The following is a 20,335-nucleotide window of genomic DNA, read 5'->3' on the forward strand; positions in this document are numbered from 1 at the left end:
GGCAAACCGTTGAGGGTTGGCACCGTGTTGATGCTCGTCGTTGTCTTCGCGGCCGGGAGCAGGGCGGACGAGCCGATGGATCTGGTCAGCCTGATTAACGATTTTCGCAGCTCCACCCAGGCCTGCAGCGGTGGCGAAGGCGAAGCGGTGGGGCCGCTTGCGCCCTCTGATGCGCTCGCCGTGGCGCCAGCGACTAGCGGGGCGCAGCTGCAGCGTGATTTACAGGCGTCTGGCTATCGTCCGGCGAAATTGCAGGCTATCTCGGTGTCCGGCTTGGCGAATGCGCAGGCTGCCATGAGCGCGCTCAGGCAGCGCTATTGCAGCGCGCTGCGTAGTGATGAATTCGCCGAAATCGGCGTGTCGAGGCAAGGCAGTACCTGGCAGGTGCTGCTTGCCAAGCCGCTGCTATCGCCGAATTTGGGCGATTGGCAAGAAGCGGGCAAGGCAATACTCGAACGGGTCAACGAGGCGCGCGCGAACCCGCGTAAATGCGGCCGCCAGACCTTCGAAGCAGCACCGGCTTTGCGCTGGAACGATCAGCTGGCACAGGCCGCGCTGGACCATAGCCGCGACATGGCTAATCAGGATTACTTCAGTCACCAGGCTCCGGATGGCAGCCAGGTGAGCGATCGCGCCAGTCGCGCCGGATACAAATGGAGCCGGATCGGTGAGAACATCGCGGCCGGGCAGGGCTCGGTGGAGCAGGCCGTGGCCGGCTGGCTCGCCAGTCCTGGGCATTGCGCCAACATCATGCGACCGGATTTCACCGAGATGGGCGCCGCCTATGCCACGAACCCGGACAGCGCGGCTGTCAGCTACTGGACACAGGTATTCGGTACGCCGCGCTAGCCCTGACCTTCCAGCCAGTTATGCGCTTCGGTGCCTTGATGCTCATCGAACGCTTTCATCGTCAGGCCGGGAATCAAGGCGCCTTCAATTTCGCTGGCCTTGCGCACCCATTCCTTGGCACAGACCACGGCGCAGCGGTCGAAACGGCGGATGAAGCGAAACAGTTCTGGAATCCGCGACAGCTCGACGCCCACCGCGCCCAATGTCGGTATATCGAAATCGCCCACTCGGTAAAGCATCTGTCCGTGCGTAATGCCTTCGGATTTCCTCATCAGCTCATCGAGTGCGAAGCGCATCTCGCTGCTATCGAGCTTGCCGGAGAAATCTACATCGATGCGTTTGTCGCCTATGCGAGTGACATGGAACATGGTGAGTTCTCCTCTCGTTATGCCATCCGGTAAGAACGGCTGTACCGTCACCTGACCATAGTCCTTTTGACCCGTTCGGGCCTGTACGGTCGTGTGGGCTATCAACGTGTCGGTGGCTTTGATGCGCTTTTCGAGGAGAGATGTTGCGGCGTCCCCGCATATGGATGCGGGGACGGGGATGATTAGTCCTGGCGGCTGGTCACTTCCAGCAGGTGATAACCGAACTGGGTCTTCACCGGGCCTTGCACGACGTTGATCGGCGCGCTGAACACCACGGTATCGAACTCCTTGACCATCTGGCCGGGGCCGAACGAGCCCAGATCGCCGCCTTGACGGCTGGATGGGCAGGTGGAGTTGTCTTTAGCAACCTGGGCGAAATCGGCGCCGCCTTCGATAGCAGCTTTCAGTTCGTTGCACTTTTCTTCAGTGGGAACAAGGATGTGGCGGGCAGTGGCTCGGGCCATGGGGCGTTACTCCGTCTTGATAAGTGGCTGAGCCTACCGCAATCGGGTGGCGATTCAAACGCCGGTAAAGCGTTCGTGGAGCGAGCTGCAAACGCCGCGGCCGATCAGGCCGCGTCCACATCCACCGCTTTTGTCATGGCAGGTTGCGCATCCAGATATTGCTGCAACCGGTCCTTTTCCTGAGCGGTGAAGGCAAGGCCGAGCTTGGTGCGGCGCCAGAGGACATCGTCCACCCGAGCCGCCCATTCTTCCCGGCGGAGATAGTCCACCTCCTTTGCGTATAGATCCTGCCCCAGCTGCTCGCCCAGGTCGGCTACACAGCGCGCCTCGCCCAGCATGCGCCATGCACGATTGCCGTATAGGGTCGCCCAGCGCTGCGCCAGCGGCAGCTCCAAACCTTGCACCTTCGCTGCCAGCTCTTCAGTCAGTGCCTTGACGGTGCTCATGCCTTCGCCGCCGGGTAGGCTGGCGCTGGCCGTCCAGCTCGGGCCCATGGCCGGAAAGAAGGGTTTGAGCTGAGCCATCGCCGACTCGGCCAGTTTGCGGTAAGTGGTCAGCTTGCCGCCGAATACCGAGAGCAACGGTGCCTGCTTCTGCTCGGCATCCAGCGACAAGGTGTAATCGCGAGTAACGACCGAGGGGTTATCGGACTCGTCGTCGCACAGCGGGCGAACGCCAGCAAAGGTATGCAGGATGTCCTCCGGCTCCAGCTGTTTGCGGAAGTGAGTGTTGGCTACGCCAAGCAGGTAGGCGATCTCTTCTTCGCTGATGCTGACCTTGGCCGGGTCGCCGTGATACTCGCGATCGGTGGTGCCGATCATGGTGTATCGACCCAGGTAGGGGATGGCAAAGACGATGCGCCGATCCTCGTTCTGCATGATGTACGCCTGCTCGCCTTCATACAGCTTGGGCACGATGACGTGGCTGCCCTGAATCAGACGGATGCCATAAGGCGAACGTTGCTGAAGGTTTTCGCCGATGAATTGCGCGACCCAAGGGCCCGCCGCGTTGACCAGTGCCTTGGCGCGCAGCGAGAAGCGCGTGCCGTCCTGGCGCTGCAACTCGACATGCCAAATGCCGCGGGCACGCTTGGCGCTCAGGCAGCGGGTGCGGGTATGGATGTGCGCGCCTTTTTCTCGTGCGGCCATGGCGTTGAGTACGACTAGTCGCGCATCGTCGACCCAGCAATCGGAATATTCGAAACCGCGCCGTATCGCGGGTTTCAGCGGGCTTTCATCGCCGAAGCGCAGGCCGCGCGAGGCGGGAAGCTGTTCCCGCTTGCCGAGGTTGTCATAAAGAAACAGCCCGGCGCGAATCATCCAGGCAGGCCGCAGGTGCGGACAATGAGGCAGGACGAAACGCATCGGCTTGACGATATGCGGCGCCTTGCGCAGCAGCACTTCGCGTTCGGCCAGCGCCTCACGTACAAGGCGGAATTCGTAGTGCTCGAGGTAGCGCAGACCACCATGGATCAACTTGCTGCTGGCCGAAGACGTGTGGCTGGCAAGGTCGTCACGTTCACAAAGGAACACCGAAAGCCCGCGACCTGCCGCATCTGCGGCGATCCCCACGCCGTTAATTCCTCCGCCGATGACGGCGATGTCATAGAGCTCGGAGACGGGGCGGTCGGTGTCGGTCACTGTGTTCTCCTCAAAAACGAATATCTATTTTCGAATGTGAACATCGTAGCTCAGAAGAGTTCTGTTCTCCAGATTGGATGTTCGATATTTATATAAAAAGCAAATAAACGAACAGAAGTGAGCTGTTTTTTGTGCTGAGGCTCTACAGATCGAGTTGTGCTTTTTTCTTGGTGGGCTGAAGCCCACCCTACGGTGCTTCGAGGACAATTCGTAGGGTGGGCCGGGCGGCGTTCCGCTTCAGCTCACCAGCTTCGTAGGGTGGGCTTTAGCCCACCAGATGCTCTTTAGGCGAGTGATACGGGGGCTCAGGCGTCGCCCGACGTCAACAAAGTCGATCAGCTGGTGACTTCCAGCTTCACGTCGTGGCGGGCCAGCAGTTCGACAAAGGCTTCCGGTGGCTGGGCTTCGGTAAACAACATGTCGATCTGCTCCAGTGAACCGAGGCGCGTCATGGCGTTGCGGCCGAATTTGCTCGAATCTGCGGCGAGAAAAATCTTTCGCGCGTTATTGATGATGGCCTGCGAAACGCGGACTTCCTGATAATCAAAGTCCAGCAGGGTGCCATCCTCGTCGATGCCGCTGATTCCGATCAGGGCGAAGTCCACCTTGAACTGGCTGATGAAATCCGCCGTGGCCTGGCCGACCACGCCGCCATCGCTGCGCACGTTGCCGCCCGCGATCAGCACGTCGAAATCTTCCTTCGGGCTGAGGATGCTCGCCACATGCAGGTTGTTGGTGATGACCTTGAGGTCGCGATGGTTGAGCAACGCGTGGGCAATGGCTTCGGTGGTGGTGCCGATGTTGATGAACAGCGAGGCCTGATCGGGTATGTGCGCGGCCATGGCATCGGCGATGCGGCGTTTCTCGTCGCGCATCTGCCGGGCGCGTTGGGTGTAGGCAGTGTTCTGCACGCTGGAGTCGTGAGCAGCGCCGCCGTGGTAGCGGCGTAGCAGGCCGGCTTCGCCGAGCTGATTGATGTCGCGGCGGATGGTCTGGGGCGTCACCGCGAACTGCTGCGCCAGCTCCTCGATGCTGACGTAGCCGCGTTCGCGCACCAGTTCGAGAATGCTCTGCTGTCGTGGGGCCAGACTCATGGCGGTTTCCTTGTTATCGATATGCCGGGAAGCATGCCGCAGTCTGGCTTGTGATTAAAGAATTGTTCGTTTGCGAATGAAGGCGCCCGGCGGGAATCGAATCCGAGCCGGGCGCTGTATCGTTGATTCATGTGTCTGGAGTCAGGCGTCTTCCCAATCGCGGGTGCGATCCACCGCCTTCTTCCAACCCTTGTAAAGCGCTTCGCGCTGTTCGCTATCGCATGCCGGTTCGAAGACTCGCTCGATGGTGGCCTTGCCGCGCAACTCGTCCAGGCTGCTCCAGAATCCGGTCGCCAGGCCCGCCAGGTAGGCGGCGCCGAGGGCGGTGGTTTCCTTCATTTGCGGGCGCTCGACATGGGTGCCGAGCAGGTCGGCCTGGAACTGCATAAGGAAATTGTTGGCCACCGCGCCGCCGTCCACGCGTAGTGAACGCAAACGCTCAGCAGCGTCCTGCTGCATGGCGTCGAGCACGTCGCGGGTCTGGTAGGCAATGGATTCCAGCGCGGCGCGAATGATGTGGTCGACCTTCACACCGCGTGTGAGGCCGAACAGTGCGCCACGCGCACGCGGGTCCCAGTAAGGCGCGCCGAGGCCGGTGAACGCCGGCACCAGATAAACGCCGTTGCTGTCTTTGACCTTGGTCGCGAAGTATTCGGAATCCAGCGAATCGTTGATCACTTTCAACTCGTCGCGCAGCCACTGCACGGTGGAGCCGCCGTTGAAGATGGCGCCTTCCAGCGCGTAATTGACCTCGCCCTTCGGCCCGCAGGCGATAGTCGTGAGCAGGCCGTGCTCGGACTGCACGGCCTTGGTCCCAGTGTTCATCAGCAGGAAGCAGCCGGTGCCGTAGGTATTCTTCGCCTGGCCCGGTTCGACGCACATCTGGCCGAACAGCGCGGCTTGCTGATCGCCCGCGATACCGGCGATGGGAATGCCAGTGCTCTGCCCGGAACCGAGATAGGCGTGGCCGTAAACTTCCGAGGACGAGCGCACCTCCGGCAGCATTTCGCGCGGGATATCCAGCGCCTCCAGCATCACCGGATCCCACTCCAGCTTGTGGATGTCGTAAAGCATGGTGCGCGAGGCGTTGGTGTAATCGGTCACGTGCGCCTTGCCCTGGGTCATCTTCCAGATCAGCCAGCAATCGACGGTGCCGAACAACAGCTCGCCACGACGGGCGCGCTCCCGACTGCCCTCGACGTGATCGAGGATCCACTTGATCTTGGTGCCCGAGAAATAGGGGTCGATGACCAGGCCGGTGGTCTTGCGGATATGGTCTTCCATGCCGTCATGCTTGAGCTGATCGCAGATCGGCGTGCTCTGGCGGCTCTGCCAGACGATGGCGTTGTAGATCGGCCGGCCGGTGAGCTTGTCCCAGACGATGGCGGTTTCGCGCTGGTTGGTGATGCCGATCGCCGCGACCTGCTCGTTGGTGATGCCGGCCTGGGCCAAGGCTTCGACGAAGACGCCGCTCTGGGTGGCCCAGATTTCCATTGGGTCATGCTCGACCCAGCTCGGCTGCGGGTAGATCTGCGCGAATTCGCGCTGGGCGATGGTGACCACGTTGGCGTTGCGGTCCAGCACGATGGCTCGGGAACTGGTGGTGCCCTGGTCGAGGGCGACGATGAATTGCTTGTTGTTCTGAGTGCTCATGGTCGATTCCTTAACGAGCTCTGGTGCTCGGACATCGTGTGGGCTACAGCGCTTGGCGTGGCTTACTCACGCACGACATGTTGGCGAGAGAAGTCCAAGCCTCGAACGTGGCGCTAGCACAGCTATGTTCGTTTGCGAAAACTGAAGTCAAAAGAGTAGGCGGTCCAGACGAAACCGTGGGCTTTTCGACTTCCGTCGCTCAGCTGATCAGCGGTTCCTCGACCTGCGCCGCGCCGCGCTCGGTCTTCTGCGGCATGGCTTCGAAGCCGTCGGCTTGGGCCATGCTCCAGATGCGGGCGAAGAATTCGCTGTCGATCTGCTCCTTTAGCAGCGCACCCGGTTGGACGAAGTAATACAGCTGCGAAAACAGCTTGATTTCCGTCGAGCTGATGCGCCGGATCAGGTGGTGCGGCCCCAGTTCGGCAGGGTGTGACAGGCCGGCGGCCGCGAGCAGTTCAGCCAGGGCATGCACGGTGTTGCGGTGAAAACTGAAGACCCGTTCCGCCTTGTCCGGCACGACCAGCGCGCGTTGGCGCAACGGGTCCTGGGTGGCGACGCCGGTGGGGCAGCGATTGGTGTGGCAATGCTGCGACTGGATGCAGCCGATCGCGAACATGAAGCCGCGGGCCGAATTCACCCAGTCCGCGCCCATGGCCAGCACGCTGGCAATGTCGAAAGCGCTGACGATCTTGCCGCTGGCGCCAATGCGAATATGTTCGCGCAGGTTGCAGCCGACCAACACGTTATGCACGAACAACAGGCTTTCACGCAGGGGCATGCCGATGTGATTGGTGAACTCGACAGGTGCCGCACCCGTTCCGCCTTCCTTGCCGTCGACCACGATGAAGTCCGGATAGATACCGCTCTGCAACATGGCTTTGACGATGGCGACGAACTCCCAGGGATGGCCGATGCACAGCTTGAAGCCGACCGGCTTGCCGCCGGATAGCTCACGCAGACGAGCGATGAAGGTCATCAGCTCCAATGGTGTGGTGAAGGCGCTGTGGCTCGCTGGCGAGATGCAATCCAAGCCTTCCGGGATGCCTCGCGTGGAGGCGATTTCGGCGTTGACCTTGCGCCCCGGCAGGATGCCGCCGTGCCCGGGTTTGGCGCCCTGGCTCAGCTTGATTTCGATCATCCGTACCTGTAGGTCCCGCGCCTGGACGGCGAAGCGATCCGGATCGAATTCGCCGGTCTCGGTGCGGCAGCCGAAATAGCCGCTGCCCAGCTCCCAGACCAGATCGCCGCCGTGTTCGCGATGGTAGCGGCTGATGCTGCCTTCACCGGTGTCGTGGTAGAAGCCGCCAAGTTTGGCGCCTCGGTTCAGCGCCTGAATCGCATTGCCACTGAGCGAGCCGAAGCTCATCGCCGAAATGTTGAATACCGAAGCGGAATAGGGCTGCGCGCACTGCGGCCCACCAATAGACACGCGGAAGGTCTCGGGATCACTGACCGCTGCGGTGCGGATCGAATGGCCGATGCACTCGTATCCGGGTTCGTAGACATCGATCAGCGTGCCGAAGGGTTTGTCGTCCATCTCGTTCTTCGCCCGCGCATAGACCAGCGACCGCTGTGCGCGCGAGAACGGCACGCGATCCTGATCGCCTTCCAGTAAGTACTGGCGGATTTCCGGACGGATGCCTTCGAACAGGTAACGAATGTTGCCGAGAATCGGATAATTGCGGCGTACCGCATGTTCGTGCTGGCGCAGATCGTAGATGCCCAGCAGTGTCAGCAGGGCGGTGATGCCGAATAGCGGCCACACCCAAGGGTGATTCAGAAACGGCAGGCAGAGCAGGGCGGTCAACGCGCAGAGAACGAAAAATGCGTAGCGGCTGAGCAGCGAGATATTCATCTATGAACCTGTCTAGAGGGTTGGCGTGGCCTGCCAGAAAGCGACAAGCCTATCGCACTAGCCTCGGCCCGCCTAACGGCAGGCCGAGGGCGTCCCGCTCAAGGATGCAGGCGCGAGGTTGTCGGCGGGTCGAGCTGCCCAGCAAAGAAGGCGTCCAGTACGGCCTGAAAAACGGGCCGCTCGGGCGCGACGCAGGCAAACAAGGTCATGCTCGAGTGCAACTTCATATCGTCTGGCGAGCCGAGAATGTGTCGCGCCGAGCAATCGGTGTGCTGAAGCATTGCCTGCGCGCAATCCTCCAGTCGTGCTCCCAACAGCGAATGCTGCAGGTAGGCGAGCGCCTCGCCCGCATTGGAAATGGCGTAGCGCTGCGCCATCTCGCTGTGGCCGAGCCCGGCGATCTGGGGGAAGACGAACCACATCCAGTGACTTTGCTTGCGGCCGCTGCGCAGTTCCGCCAGGGCGCGGTCGTAGATGCCATCCTGGGCGGCGACGAATCGATTCAAGTCGTATGGGTCGAACATAAGAATTCCTCACGTTTGCAACTGCCTTGCTCATCAGACCGTGCCGCGCCGGATTCGGCGTGACCGCCCTTTACGCCTTGTTTACACCCCACTGACGCCTGCTGACCGAGCGGTGTTGTTTGATGGCTACGGGGAAAAGCCCCATCCGCAAAAGGAGACATTCATGTTCGGTCGAATAATCAAGGTGGGTTTGCTCGCGGGCTGCCTGATCATGGCTGGCACCGCTTCGGCCTCTGATCGCAACGTTGTGGTTCCCGTACTGGCGGGCGCAGCGGTGGGAGCGGTATTGGTTGCTGTGTTATCGAAGTCCGATGATGACCATCACGAATATCGGCAGCCTCGGCATGCTCAGCATCGCCCTCACGCCCGTTATCACCGGGCCCCTCCACGCGTAGTTAACTACCGGCCAAAACGCGTCGAGTACGTCATGGTTCCGGTAGAGCGCCGTGATTGGCGAAGAGGCCATCGTTAATTTGCCAAAGCAGAGAGGTGGGCGCCCGTCAGCTCATAACGGGCTGAGCTGACGGGACGCTCACCCAGACACGTCTTACTATGTTTTCACCCGGCTCGAAGAACGTCTTTTTGCGCCTGGCTGCTCCTTGGCCCGCTGTTCCTTAAAGCAGTGCTGACACAAACGAAATTGTCGCTCGGCCATCGGCATCGCCTTGCCGCACTGCTTGCAGTTGCGGGCCTCGCCAGACAAACGACGGCGGTCCGAACTGCGTGGCTTGCGTTGGCGCGACAGCTCGCGGGTGATCGCGCCGTTGAGCAGGCTGCGATGCTGTTCGGCCTGTTCCAACGCAGGAAAGTGCGTGGGCAGCGTCCGCGCCAAGTGCAGGTAGGTTTCGATGACATGCAGCGAGCTTTCCAATGTCGCCAGGTCGGCATCGATGATCAGCCGCGGCAGTGGGATTTCCTTGTCCTGCGCGACCTTCTTCAGCCATTGCTGGGCGAAGATGCTGGCGGGGCTGTCTAGGCCGCCGCGGATTGGCGTGCAGGCGAAAATCCAGCGCAGAGGCAGATCAATGGTCGGGTCATCGATCAGCTTGATCCACTCGGCCAGCTCGTCCGGCAATATGGAAATGAATTCTTCGCCATAATTGATGTTGCGATTGAAGGTCAGCCAGGCACGTAACAGGCTTGGCTCGTCCATCAATTCGGCGATGGCTTGCAGGTGTTCGATGGACGGCCGTACCTGGAATTGCGACAGGTCTACCGGCAGGTCATCGCTATGGAAAAGGCGCTTCACCGACTGCAGCGTCTGCGCATCCAGCGCGGTGATGAGGCCGCTGTCGTGATGGCCGAAGCGCCCGGCGCGCCCGCCGATCTGCTTGACCTCCTGCACTTTCAGCTGACGGTTCTGGATGCCGTCGTACTTTTCGTCGGTATAGAAACACAGCGTGTGCGCCGGCAGGTTGAGGCCCATGCCGACGGCATCGGTGGCAACCATGATGTCCGCCTCGCCTTCACGAAAGCGTCGCGCCTGTTCACGTCGTACTTCCGGCGATAGCGCGCCGTAGACCACCGAGACGCTCTTGCCGGCCATCTCCAGCAATGCCTTGAGTTCCAATACCGTCTTGCGGCTGAAGGCGACCAGCATCGAGCCCTCGTCGAGCTGCTTGAGCGTGGTGGAGCGGCGCGCCACTTCGACAGGCGACAGGCGTTTGGTGCGCTTGACCACCAGTTGGTCTTCGCATAGGTCGCAGAGTGTTTTCAGCGACGGCTGGATCAGCTCCGGGCCGGTCATGATCAGATCCTGGGTATAGGCGCTGACCAGCGCATCGACCCAGGCCCAACCGCGTTGCGAGTCGGCCATCATCTGTACTTCATCGATGACCACCACATCCCAGGGCTGATGGCGGAAGCGGGCGAATTCTTCGACAGTGCAGCAGTAGTGCGTGGCGCCTTCGCGAATGATTTCCTCCTCACCGGTGACCAGCGAGCAGGGCACGCCCATGGACTCGATGCGTTCCTGGTTTTCCAGGGCCATCAACCGTAGGGGCGACAGGTAGATGGCGTGCTCGACGCCCGTCATCGCTTCTATTGCCTGGTGCGTCTTGCCGCTGTTGGTAGGGCCGAGCAGGGCGGTCCAGGTGCGGGTGATGCGCCGTGCGGCGTAGAGCTTGTGGTAATGGACGAAGCGCGGGTTGTTCTCCAGCAGCACCGCAAAGGCCATTTTTTCCCGGTTGTCTTCACGGGCGAAGCGGATGGTACGGCGGAGCTTCTTCGGCTCCATCATGAAAATCTCGGTCAGGCGCTTCTCGCCCAGCAGCTGCAGATCGAAATCGCCGGCTTCCTCGACCATCATCTCGAACTTGGCGACCACCGCTTGGCGGTCCTCTTCCTTCAGTTCGGCTACCTCGCGCTCGCTGAGCACGTGACCCTGGCCGCCGGTAATGCGCCGCTGCATGTCCAGCGCCAGATCACCGTGGTGCAGCTTCACGACATAGCGCAGTTCGTGCTTCACCTCGTTGATAATATCGATGGCCTTGGCGGCGAAATCATCGAGCCGGGAGACTTTTGCTGGCAGGCGATCCAGGCAGCGCGACTTCTGCTCGCCGGTCATGCTGGCGAAGGGTTGCTCCAGGACATGCAGGCGGTCCCGGACCAGTGCCTGAATGGCGCTGTCCACGTTGGCTTCGAATTCGTCGATGGAGGTGCTGTCGGCGATGCGCAGCGTGAAGTCAGGTTCCAGCAGGTTCTGTACTGGGCCGCAGTCGAGCGTTTTCTCGACGCCGAAGATATCGACGTTACTGCTGTAGTCGTTCAGATCCCGATTCAGCAATCGACCAATCAGGCTTTGGGGGTCGGCTCCCTCGAGGTTGGCATCGACTGTCGGCTCGTCCAATCCCAACCAGAACAACCGCGCCGCGCGACCGATCTCCGGCGGTTGATGGCCAATGTAGGTTCTGAACCATTTCTCCTGATGGTTCTTCTTCGGCACGAAGTCTGGATGGCGCTCCGTAGCCCATGTCAGGAAGCGCTGGAGCCTTTCGAGTTTGACTGTGTTGCGGTGTTTGACTTCGGCCTTGCGCATGATCGACGCCTCTCTGATCAGGTTCTGCTACAGAGTATGGACAACCCTGTCGTCAGTTCCGATCGCTGTTTGCGATCTTCTGCGTGAGCACGCGCCCCGACCCAGGCAAACGTGCCGCGATGAACGTCTCTGACAGCGCAGAGTCGCAGATCAAGTAAGCCTTACCGAAACACAGCGGGAGACGCCAGGGCAGCAGCGTGGTGATCCCATCTGTGCTCGCTATCGAGGACGCTTCATAAAATGCATGGCTCTCGCTCGGCCGCCGCGGTGCGATTCATTAGGGTCGCGTTATGTGTTCCCTCGGCTATAGCGACACTTACAGCGTGCATCGCTCATCAAGACTGGTCAGATTTTGCCGAGCCATTACCAGGCCCACCGCGAATCCTCGGGCAGCATGCTGCTGGCTGTCTGATCGGTGCCGAGCCGCTAGCACTCGAAGGCATCGGCTATCAGGCAGTGGAGCTGCAACGCAACCGCCATTATGGTCATCCCGATCTGGTCGATTACATCCAGGCGTTGGGCCATCGCGTCGATCAGGCAGGCTTCGGCCCGATGCTGGTGGGCGACATGGCTCAACCGCGCGGCGGTCCCATGCCTTATGGCCATGCAAGTCATCAGACAGGGCTGGATGTGGATATCTGGTTTCGACTGGATCTGCCACCGCTGGAGCGCAGCGAGCGCAAGGATATCGAGCAGCCAATTCTGGTGAATGCGCAGACGGGCGAGCTCGACAGAGCGCGATGGACCGACCAGCAGGTCGAACTTGTTCGCCTCGCCGCGCTAGATCCACGCGTAACGCGGATATTCGTCGACGGTGCAATCAAGCGCGACCTCTGCGAGCGGCAATGGAAGGACCGATCCTGGCTGCAGCGCATTCGACCCTGGCCATTCCATGACGAACATTTTCATGTGCGGCTGCGCTGCCCTGCGGACTCGCCCGATTGTGTCGACCAGTCTCCGCCACCACCGGGAGAAGGGTGCGAGGGCATTGTTCCGACACCGCGCACGATCACGACGGCGAGTCCCCCTCGGCCACTGCCAGCCGCCTGCGAGACGGTGTTAGATCAGTAAGCGGAAAGCTATTTCGATGAAGCCGTGGGAGTTCGATTTGCATGAACATCATCGCTAGCAGCGAGCCGATTTTTCTAGGCTGTGCCGGCTGGAGCTTGCCGCGTAAGCAGTGGCCTGCATTCCCGTCAGACGGCACTCATCTGCAGCGCTACGCGGGCCGCTTCGGCGCGGTGGAAATCAACAGCTCGTTCTATCGCCCGCACCGGCCCGCGACCTATGCCAAATGGGCGCAGAGCGTACCGGAGGCGTTTCGCTTTTGCGTCAAAGTGCCCAAACAGCTTACCCACGAAGCCCGTCTGGTTGATTGCGACGAGGGACTTGATCGCTTCCTTCATGAATGCGGTCATCTGGGCGACAAGCTCGGTTGCTTGCTGGTCCAATTACCGCCATCGCTTGCATTCGACACGACCAGCGCAACGTCTTTTTTCGCGGCGTTACGGGCTCGCTATAACGGCTTCGTCGCCATCGAACCACGGCATCGAAGCTGGCTCGAAGCCGAGCCGTTGCTAAAGCAGCAGCGAATCGCTCGCGTCGCGGCAGATCCGGCGCCATTCCCCGAAGCCGCCAAGCCGGGCGGTTGGTCAGGGTTTCGTTACTACAGGCTGCACGGCTCGCCGCGTATCTATTACTCCTTCTACGACGATGGCTGGCTCGACAGGCTTGCCGCGCGGCTGATGGAAGATCGGCAACAGGGCGTCAGCTGGTGCATTTTCGACAACACCGCCAGCGGTGCCGCGACGGCCAACGCGCTGGATGTGCAGAAGCGCCTCCATCAGGCTTGAGTTGGCTACGGGAGCTGATACCGCATCGCCGCCTCTAAAAATGGTGGTTGCCGACGCCCAATAGCTCATTGATCGCGTGAAAGCATTCGCGAGCAAGCTCGCTCCTACAGACTTGGCTCGGTTTTCGCTTTTTGTAGCGAAGCGTTGGCCGCTGGTCGCAGATTACATTCCGCGCCTGACAGCGGCATGGCGCAGGCGTAGAATCCGCGCCGCTTGGCCCGTGCCGCCTGACTATTTACTGCTTCTTCCGGTTGAATCCCGCGCTTCTTCGAAGCCGTGGAGGCGACGGCATTGTCAGGCTCAGGTCGGCCTCTCATTTTCTTCATCATTCACCTGCCCGTTACGCCGTCCTGGCATGACGCATTGGTGGATGAATCGCACACCAGACATCGCCTACATGAACGAATCGGAAACCACCCGCGCCGGGAGCTGGCTCAGTGTCGTCGCACTGGCCATGGCTGCCTTTATCTTCAACACCACCGAGTTCGTGCCGGTGGCCTTGCTCAGCGATATCGGCAGCTCGTTTGAAATGCCGCCTTCGCAGGTCGGGCTGATGCTGACTATCTATGCTTGGGTGGTGGCGCTGATGTCGCTGCCGATGATGCTACTGACGCGCAATATCGAGCGGCGCACCTTGCTCATGGTGGTTTTCGCGGTGTTCGTCGGCAGCCATCTGGTCTCCAGCGTGGCGTCGAGCTTCGGCATGTTGATGGTCAGCCGCATCGGTATTGCCCTGGCGCACGCGGTGTTCTGGTCGATTACCGCATCGCTGGCCGTGCGTGTGGCGCCACAAGGCAAGCAGGCTCAGGCTCTGGGTCTGCTGGCGACCGGCAGCGCGCTGGCGATGGTGCTGGGAATTCCACTCGGACGCGTGGTGGGTGAGGCGCTGGGCTGGCGCACTACCTTTCTGTCGATTGCTGCCGTCGCAACCTTGGCTGTCGTTTGTTTGGCGAAGACGCTGCCGCTGCTGCCCAGTCAGAATTCCGGGTCGCTCAGAAGCCTGCCGGTTCTGTTCAAGCGCCCGGCATTGGTCGCTGCCTATGTGCTGACCGCGCTGGTGATTACTGCGCAATTCACCGCCTATACCTATATCGAGCCCTTCGCACAGACCATCGCCCATCTGAGCGGCGACATGACTACCGTGTTGCTGTTGCTGTTCGGTGGAGCCGGCATCCTTGGCTCGATTCTCTTCAGCCGCTACAGCAACCGTTATCCGAAAGGCTTTCTGATGGTCGCCATCGCCGCTATGTCGCTGTGCCTGCTGTTGCTGTTACCGGCCTCGCGCAACGCATCGCTGCTCGGCGCGCTGGTTGTGGTCTGGGGTATTGCCGGGATGTGCTTCGGCCTTGCGCTGCAGTCAAAGGTATTGAACCTGGCGTCCGATGCGACGGACGTTGCCATGGCCATGTTCTCCGGCATCTACAACATCGGGATTGGCGGCGGTGCTTTGCTTGGCAGTCTGGTCACCGTCCACCTTGGCTTGAGCGATGTTGGGATAATCGGTGGGTTGCTTGCGCTGAGCGGGCTGGTGCTGTGCTGCTTCGCGACTTATCGGTTCGCCCGGCCGGTCGGCAGCACGGCGCTTTAAGGGCACTCTTTGGCGGAGTAGCGTGCGGCGAATGGACTGCCATCCGCCGATCTGCTTGATCCAGCGGCTTTACTTGAGTTCGCTGGCGAAGCGGCCAACCGCGCCCACCACCTGCTTGGCGCCGTCCTGAATTTCGACGATCACTTCGCCGGCCTGATTGGCGAGTGCAAGACCCTGAGCGGCCTGCTCGCGGCTGTTGGCCATCTCGTGTACCGCCACCTCGACCAGCGTCTGGTTCTGCTGCACCACGCTGACGATCTCTTCCGTAGCGGCACTGGTACGGCCCGCCAGCTGCCGTACTTCGTCCGCCACGACCGCGAATCCCCGACCTTGCTCACCGGCGCGTGCCGCTTCGATGGCCGCGTTGAGCGCCAGCAGATTCGTTTGCGCGGCAATGCCGCCGATGGTCTGGACGATCGAGCTGATCAGCAATGACTGTTGGCCTAGCGCTTCTATTCCCTTGGTTGCCGATTCGACCTCCTCGGCGATGCGCTGCATGGTTTTGACTGTGTCCTTGACCACTGCGGCGCCGCGCTCGGCGCTGGTGTCGGTGTGCCGGGAAATTTCAAATGCAATGCTGGCGGCTTCCCTGACTTCTTCTTCGCGGGCGACCTGGTCGCTGATAATGCTGGCGAACTTGACTATCTGGCAGAGTTTGCCCTCGGTGTCGTGCACCGGGTTGTAGCTTGCTTCCAACCATACTTCACGGCCGCGGCTGTCGACGCGCTTGAAGCGATCGGCGACGAACTCGCCGCGGTTGAGTGTCTGCCAGAAGGATTTGTATTCAGGGGAAGCCGCATCTGCCGCGGTGCAGAACTGGCTGTGGTGTTTGCCGACGATCTGATTGAGTGAATAGCCCATCGCCTGCAGGAACTGATCGTTCGCGGTGACGACGGTACCGTCCAGGCGGAACTGGATCACCGCCGTCGAGCGAAGCAGCGCGTTGATAAAGGACTCGTTCTCCTTCGCCTGCTGCAGTTGCTTGGTAACTTCCCGCGCGTAACCGCTGATATGCAGCAGCCCGCCGCGCTCATCCTTGATCGGGTACCAATCGACGCGCAGCCACGCCAGGCTGCCGTCGGCACGCAGGTAGCGATAGTCATCGCTGATCGGTGCGAGCTTGGAAACGGCGGCTCTGAAATTGTGGAAGCAGGGCAGGTTTTTCACGTAAGCCGGAACGATATCGGCCATGGCACGGCCCTGTAGCTGCTCGGGGCTGTAGCCGAGCGTCTGGGCGAATTTCTGATTGACCGTCGCCATCCTGAATTCCGGGTCGAGGGTGATGGCGAGCATTGTGGCGTTCATGTGGTCATGCAGCTGGCGCAGGGTGGACAGTTCTGCGGTTTGCTCTTGGAGTTGTTTTTTCAGGCGGCCGTTGAACATGGTTGCACCAAGGTGGGTTTGCATTAATACGCTATCGGCTCCACTGGCGGCTTCTTGAAGCTTGTGGTTACTTTTCGGCGGTGTAGCGGCCATCGGTCTAGCTGATGAAGGTGGTGACACTGGTGATATTCCGAATTCAACGGGCCTGTCTCTGCACGTTTGCCAATCGATCACTCTGTCTTCTCGAGCCGCACCGGGATCACCCCCGAGCGCGTGCTGCCGATACGCTCGAAGGCGGACTTGGACAGATCGATGATTCTGCCGCGCACGAAAGGCCCACGGTCATTGATGCGCACCACCACGCTCTTGCCGTTGCGGGTATTGATGACCTTCACTCGCGTGCCGAAGGGCAGGGTGCGATGGGCGGCGGTGAGCGAGCCTTGATCGAATCGCTCGCCGCTGGCGGTCAGCTTGTTGTGATGTTGGCTGCCGTAGTACGAAGCCTTTCCCGAGCCGATATGCTCGCCCGTCACGGCGGGCGGTTGCTGGCTGGGTGTTGGCTCTATGGACGGGGCCGTCGAGCAACCGGCAAGCACAGCGGCCAACGACAGGGCAATGATCCAGTTCCAGTGGGTTGGTCTATGACGCATATTGATCCTTGTCTGCAATTGAAGAAGCCACGCGGCCGCTGATGGATGGTCAGCGGCAACCCGTTGATGCTGTTTGGGTTAGTGGACGAATCGCCCGAGGTTCCCCAGATGGCACAGCGCTAGGGCGCCTAAGCGTTCGTCCCGCGCGAAGGTCCTTACTTGCTTGGCTTGGCCAGCCAGGTATCGGCGATGCGTCGGTACTCGCCGGTGGCCTTGGTCAGATGCAGCCATTGATCGACGTATGCCTTGAAGGCAACGTCGTCGCGCGGCAACAGGAAGGCTTTCTCGCTGTACTGCAACGGCTTGTCGGCATTGACCGCGCATAGCGTAGGGTAGTTGCGTTGCTGGTACAGCGCTTCGGAGGCATCGGTGATCATCACGTCGGCCTTGTTATCGGCGACGGACTGGAAGATCACCGTGTTGTCGTGAAACAGCTCCAATTGCGCTTTGGGCAATTCGCGGTGAACGAAGGCTTCGTTGGTGCCACCCGGCGGCTCGATCAGACGCACCGAGGGCTGATTGAGCTGGGCTATGGTTTGGTACTTCTCGACCTCATCGCAGCGGACGAAGGGAATCTTGCCGTCCACTGTGATTGGGTCGCTGAAGAAGGCTTTCTTTTGCCGTTCGAGAGAGATCGAGATTCCGCCCACGCCCATATCGCAGTTGCCGGCAAGGAAGTCAGGCATCAGCGTCTTCCAGGTGGTCGGCACCCACTCGATCTTCACGTTAAGGGTTTTGGCCAGCGACTCGGCCAGGGCAATGTCGATGCCTTCGTACTGCTTGTCGTCGCGCAGGAAGGTGTAGGGCTTGTAGTCCCCGGTGGTACAGACCTTAAGGGTGCCGCGCTGCTGAACGTCGTCGAGCAGTGAAGTCGAGGGCGCAGCGAAACTGGCGCCGCTGGCCAGCAAGACACCGGCCGCAATCAGATATCTCATGGTTGTTCCTTACAAGGGCATGCCTGGGGAGGTCGCGGTTGTTGTTCTAGCCGCCTGACGGGCGGGCGTATCGAACGTACCGGACGGCGGCCTCGGCTCACAAGGTTTTTACGAAACGGATCAGCGGCCGGTTGAGCTGCGGACGCCATGACGGCGTCCGGCTCATATCGCACGTGACATGCTACTCAGGCGTGCGGCTTGTTGCGGATGGTCTTCATCAGGTCGGCTGGCGTGATGTGCCCGACCACGCTACCGGCGCTGCCCGGCTGTGGCAGGTTGAGGATGTTGCCCTTGATCTTGCCGATCACGTGCATCTCGCAGGGCTTGCAGTCGAACTTCAAGGTCAGCACCTCGTCACCGTGTACAAGCTGCATCGGCGCGACCTTGGTGCGCACGCCGGTGACGCCCTTGGCCTGTTTCGGGCAGAGATTGAAGGAGAAACGCAGGCAGTGCTTGGTGATCATCACTGGCACTTCGCCGGTTTCCTCGTGGGCCTCGTAGGCCGCATCGATCAGCTCCACGCCGTAGCGCTGATAGAAGGCGCGTGCCTTCTCGTTGTAGACGTTGGCGAGGAAGCTTAGATGCGACTCCGGATAGACCGGCGGCGGTACGCTGACCGGCTTGCGCGCGCCCAGCGGACGAATCGCCTCACGGGCCTCGGTCAGCGCCTCGATGGCTTCGCGGCGCAGGGCCTTGAGTTGCGAGTTGGGGATGAAGAACGCCTGAGGAGCGTCTACGTCGACTTCTTCGGCGTGGTAGATCGTGGTGCCCAGCTGGCTCAGCAGGTCGGCGATCTGACCGGGTACTTGCTCAGGCTTCTTCGCTTCGCCGAACGGGCCTGACAGCGAAACCGTGACATAGGCGCCTTCTTCGCTGGTCACGTGCAGCTCCAAGTCGTCCGCCCGCAGCTTGGCCAACCAGCGCACACCAACACGGCGTTCGGCGGATGTCTTGAGCAGTGCTTGCTGCCAGTTGTGGTCCAGGTTGCGGTTCAGTGGATGGTTCGGACGCAACTGGCGCAGCGCCGCTGGCATCTCGTTCGGCTCGACGCGGTACTGCAAGAGCTGCTGGCCGTCCTCTTCGAACTGCCCCAGCGGCTCGACCACGCTGGCGCGGAAACCCACCACTTCACGTTTGATCAGCACATTGAGGCCGTCACCGTTGGACAGCGGTTCGCGCGTCTGGACGGTCAGGTCGTGCTTGCCGACCTTGAGCACTTCACCCACGGCGAGGCCGGTGAAGGTCGGCGAATCGAACGCGCCGATGTCGATCTTGCGGTCGGTGACGAAATAGTCGGTGCTGCCGCGATGGAAGGTCTTGTCCGGGTCCGGCACGAAGAAGTGATCGGTGCGACCGCTGGAAGCACGGGCCAGATCGGTGCGGTCTTCGAGGATCTCGTCGAGGCGCTGACGGTAGTAAGCGGTGATGTTCTTCACGTAGCTCACATCCTTGTAGCGGCCCTCGATCTTGAACGAGCGCACGCCGGCATCTACCAGCGCGCGCAGATTGGCGCTCTGGTTGTTGTCCTTCATCGACAGCAGGTGTTTATCAAAGGCGACCACGCGGCCCTGGTCGTCCTTCAGCGTGTAGGGCAGGCGGCAGGCCTGTGAGCAATCACCGCGGTTAGCGCTGCGTCCGGTCTGCGCATGGGAAATATTGCACTGCCCGGAAAAGGCGACACACAGCGCACCGTGGATGAAAAATTCAATGGCAGCATCGGTCTCATCGGCGATCGCACGGATTTCCTGCAAATTCAACTCGCGCGCCAGCACCAGCTGCGAGAAGCCTGCCTTGTCGAGGAACTTGGCCCGCTCCAGGGTACGAATGTCAGTCTGGGTACTGGCGTGCAGTTCGATCGGCGGAAGGTCCATTTCCATCACACCCATGTCCTGCACGATCAGCGCATCCACGCCGATCTCGTACAGCTGCCAGATCAGCGCGCGCGCAGCTTCCAGCTCGTCGTCATGAAGAATGGTGTTGATCGTGACGAATACCCGCGCATGGAACAGGTGAGCGAAGGTCACCAGCTCGGCAATGTCCGCCACGCTGTTCTCGGCGTTGTGCCGCGCGCCGAAACTCGGTCCGCCGATGTACACCGCATCGGCACCATGCAGGATGGCCTCCTTGGCGATGGACACATCCCGCGCGGGGCTGAGCAGTTCGAGGTGGTGCTGGGGTAGGGACATGAGCGCGGACCGGCTGTGAATCGAAAGTCGCGCATTGTAATGGCTTGCGGCCTGTTTGGGGTTGGCCGCTGGGCGTGTCAGCCAGTTGATCCTGCACTGTAGATGACCGAGAGCCACGTTCACCAAACGCTTGTGCTTGGCGAGGCCCGCTTAGCCGATTTCAAGTGCCTTTGCAAAAAGCTTTCTGACACACCGTTCGAAAACCGTCCTCGGTGAGCCTGTATCAACAGGGAGGCCAGAACGCCCGGCAAGTCTATGCGCGAGCTTGCTCGCTGAAGATTTTTGCTATTGCTGTTAAAAATGATTAAGTATCTTA

The 20,335-nt window shown here is 60.8% G+C and carries 17 protein-coding genes; 5 read left to right on the plus strand and 12 right to left on the minus strand.

Annotated features, from left to right (window positions below):
• Window positions 1-75 precede the first annotated feature (75 nt).
• Complete coding sequence (locus tag D7241_RS02915; RefSeq protein WP_408100232.1) at window positions 76-849, plus strand: CAP domain-containing protein; 774 nt, start codon at window positions 76-78, stop codon at window positions 847-849.
• Here D7241_RS02915 and D7241_RS02920 read toward each other — a convergent pair.
• The 7 genes from D7241_RS02920 to D7241_RS02950 form a co-directional block, all read right to left on the minus strand.
• Complete coding sequence (locus tag D7241_RS02920) at window positions 846-1,217, minus strand: STAS/SEC14 domain-containing protein (RefSeq protein WP_408100233.1); 372 nt, start codon at window positions 1,215-1,217, stop codon at window positions 846-848. The genes D7241_RS02915 and D7241_RS02920 overlap by 4 nt on opposite strands.
• Before the next feature lie 182 nt (window positions 1,218-1,399).
• On the minus strand, window positions 1,400-1,681 hold the full coding sequence (locus tag D7241_RS02925) for a peptidylprolyl isomerase (protein ID WP_025242533.1): 282 nt from the start codon (window positions 1,679-1,681) through the stop codon (window positions 1,400-1,402).
• 104 nt (window positions 1,682-1,785) lie between these two features.
• Window positions 1,786-3,321 carry a glycerol-3-phosphate dehydrogenase gene (gene glpD, locus D7241_RS02930; RefSeq protein ID WP_408100234.1) on the minus strand — a complete coding sequence of 512 codons (1,536 nt, stop codon included), beginning with the start codon at window positions 3,319-3,321 and terminating at the stop codon, window positions 1,786-1,788.
• A gap of 335 nt (window positions 3,322-3,656) precedes the next feature.
• Window positions 3,657-4,415, minus strand: coding sequence for a DeoR/GlpR family transcriptional regulator (locus tag D7241_RS02935; RefSeq protein ID WP_408100235.1), 759 nt, complete (start codon window positions 4,413-4,415; stop codon window positions 3,657-3,659).
• 141 nt (window positions 4,416-4,556) lie between these two features.
• The gene (gene glpK / locus D7241_RS02940) at window positions 4,557-6,068 is read right to left on the minus strand and encodes a glycerol kinase GlpK (RefSeq protein ID WP_408100236.1); all 1,512 of its coding nucleotides are present in this window, start codon (window positions 6,066-6,068) and stop codon (window positions 4,557-4,559) included.
• A gap of 199 nt (window positions 6,069-6,267) precedes the next feature.
• A complete protein-coding gene (locus D7241_RS02945; protein WP_408100237.1) occupies window positions 6,268-7,923 on the minus strand; it encodes an FMN-binding glutamate synthase family protein in 1,656 nt (551 codons plus the stop codon).
• A gap of 98 nt (window positions 7,924-8,021) precedes the next feature.
• Entirely contained in the window at window positions 8,022-8,447 is a 426-nt protein-coding gene (locus tag D7241_RS02950; protein WP_408100238.1) for a DUF1810 domain-containing protein, read from the minus strand.
• A 163-nt stretch (window positions 8,448-8,610) separates the two neighbouring features.
• Here D7241_RS02950 and D7241_RS02955 point away from each other — a divergent pair, with 163 nt between their 5' ends.
• Window positions 8,611-8,919, plus strand: a complete 309-nt coding sequence (locus D7241_RS02955) for a hypothetical protein (protein ID WP_408100239.1) — start codon at window positions 8,611-8,613, stop codon at window positions 8,917-8,919.
• A 78-nt stretch (window positions 8,920-8,997) separates the two neighbouring features.
• Here the strand turns inward: D7241_RS02955 and D7241_RS02960 are convergent, their stop codons facing one another.
• The gene (locus D7241_RS02960; RefSeq protein ID WP_408100240.1) at window positions 8,998-11,484 is read right to left on the minus strand and encodes a helicase-related protein; all 2,487 of its coding nucleotides are present in this window, start codon (window positions 11,482-11,484) and stop codon (window positions 8,998-9,000) included.
• A gap of 240 nt (window positions 11,485-11,724) precedes the next feature.
• Here D7241_RS02960 and mepA point away from each other — a divergent pair, with 240 nt between their 5' ends.
• The 3 genes from mepA to D7241_RS02975 all read left to right on the plus strand — a co-directional run bounded on the left by mepA (window position 11,725) and on the right by D7241_RS02975 (window position 14,925).
• Window positions 11,725-12,555: a penicillin-insensitive murein endopeptidase gene (gene mepA, locus D7241_RS02965; RefSeq protein ID WP_408100241.1), complete on the plus strand. Its 831-nt coding sequence runs from the start codon at window positions 11,725-11,727 to the stop codon at window positions 12,553-12,555.
• 41 nt (window positions 12,556-12,596) lie between these two features.
• Entirely contained in the window at window positions 12,597-13,337 is a 741-nt protein-coding gene (locus tag D7241_RS02970; protein WP_408100242.1) for a DUF72 domain-containing protein, read from the plus strand.
• A gap of 397 nt (window positions 13,338-13,734) precedes the next feature.
• Complete coding sequence (locus D7241_RS02975) at window positions 13,735-14,925, plus strand: sugar transporter (RefSeq protein WP_408101179.1); 1,191 nt, start codon at window positions 13,735-13,737, stop codon at window positions 14,923-14,925.
• 69 nt (window positions 14,926-14,994) lie between these two features.
• Here D7241_RS02975 and D7241_RS02980 read toward each other — a convergent pair whose 3' ends face one another.
• The 4 genes from D7241_RS02980 to D7241_RS02995 form a co-directional block, all read right to left on the minus strand.
• Window positions 14,995-16,308 carry a methyl-accepting chemotaxis protein gene (locus D7241_RS02980; RefSeq protein WP_408100243.1) on the minus strand — a complete coding sequence of 438 codons (1,314 nt, stop codon included), beginning with the start codon at window positions 16,306-16,308 and terminating at the stop codon, window positions 14,995-14,997.
• A gap of 170 nt (window positions 16,309-16,478) precedes the next feature.
• Window positions 16,479-16,898, minus strand: coding sequence for a septal ring lytic transglycosylase RlpA family protein (locus D7241_RS02985; RefSeq protein ID WP_408100244.1), 420 nt, complete (start codon window positions 16,896-16,898; stop codon window positions 16,479-16,481).
• Between the two features lie 155 nt (window positions 16,899-17,053).
• Entirely contained in the window at window positions 17,054-17,833 is a 780-nt protein-coding gene (locus D7241_RS02990; RefSeq protein ID WP_408100245.1) for a transporter substrate-binding domain-containing protein, read from the minus strand.
• Between the two features lie 185 nt (window positions 17,834-18,018).
• On the minus strand, window positions 18,019-20,019 hold the full coding sequence (locus D7241_RS02995) for a peptidase U32 family protein (protein WP_408100246.1): 2,001 nt from the start codon (window positions 20,017-20,019) through the stop codon (window positions 18,019-18,021).
• Window positions 20,020-20,335 lie beyond the last annotated feature (316 nt).

Origin of the sequence: Stutzerimonas sp. VN223-3 (assembly GCF_045999685.1) — a bacterium.
Taxonomy (GTDB): Bacteria; Pseudomonadota; Gammaproteobacteria; order Pseudomonadales; family Pseudomonadaceae; genus Stutzerimonas; species Stutzerimonas stutzeri_AR.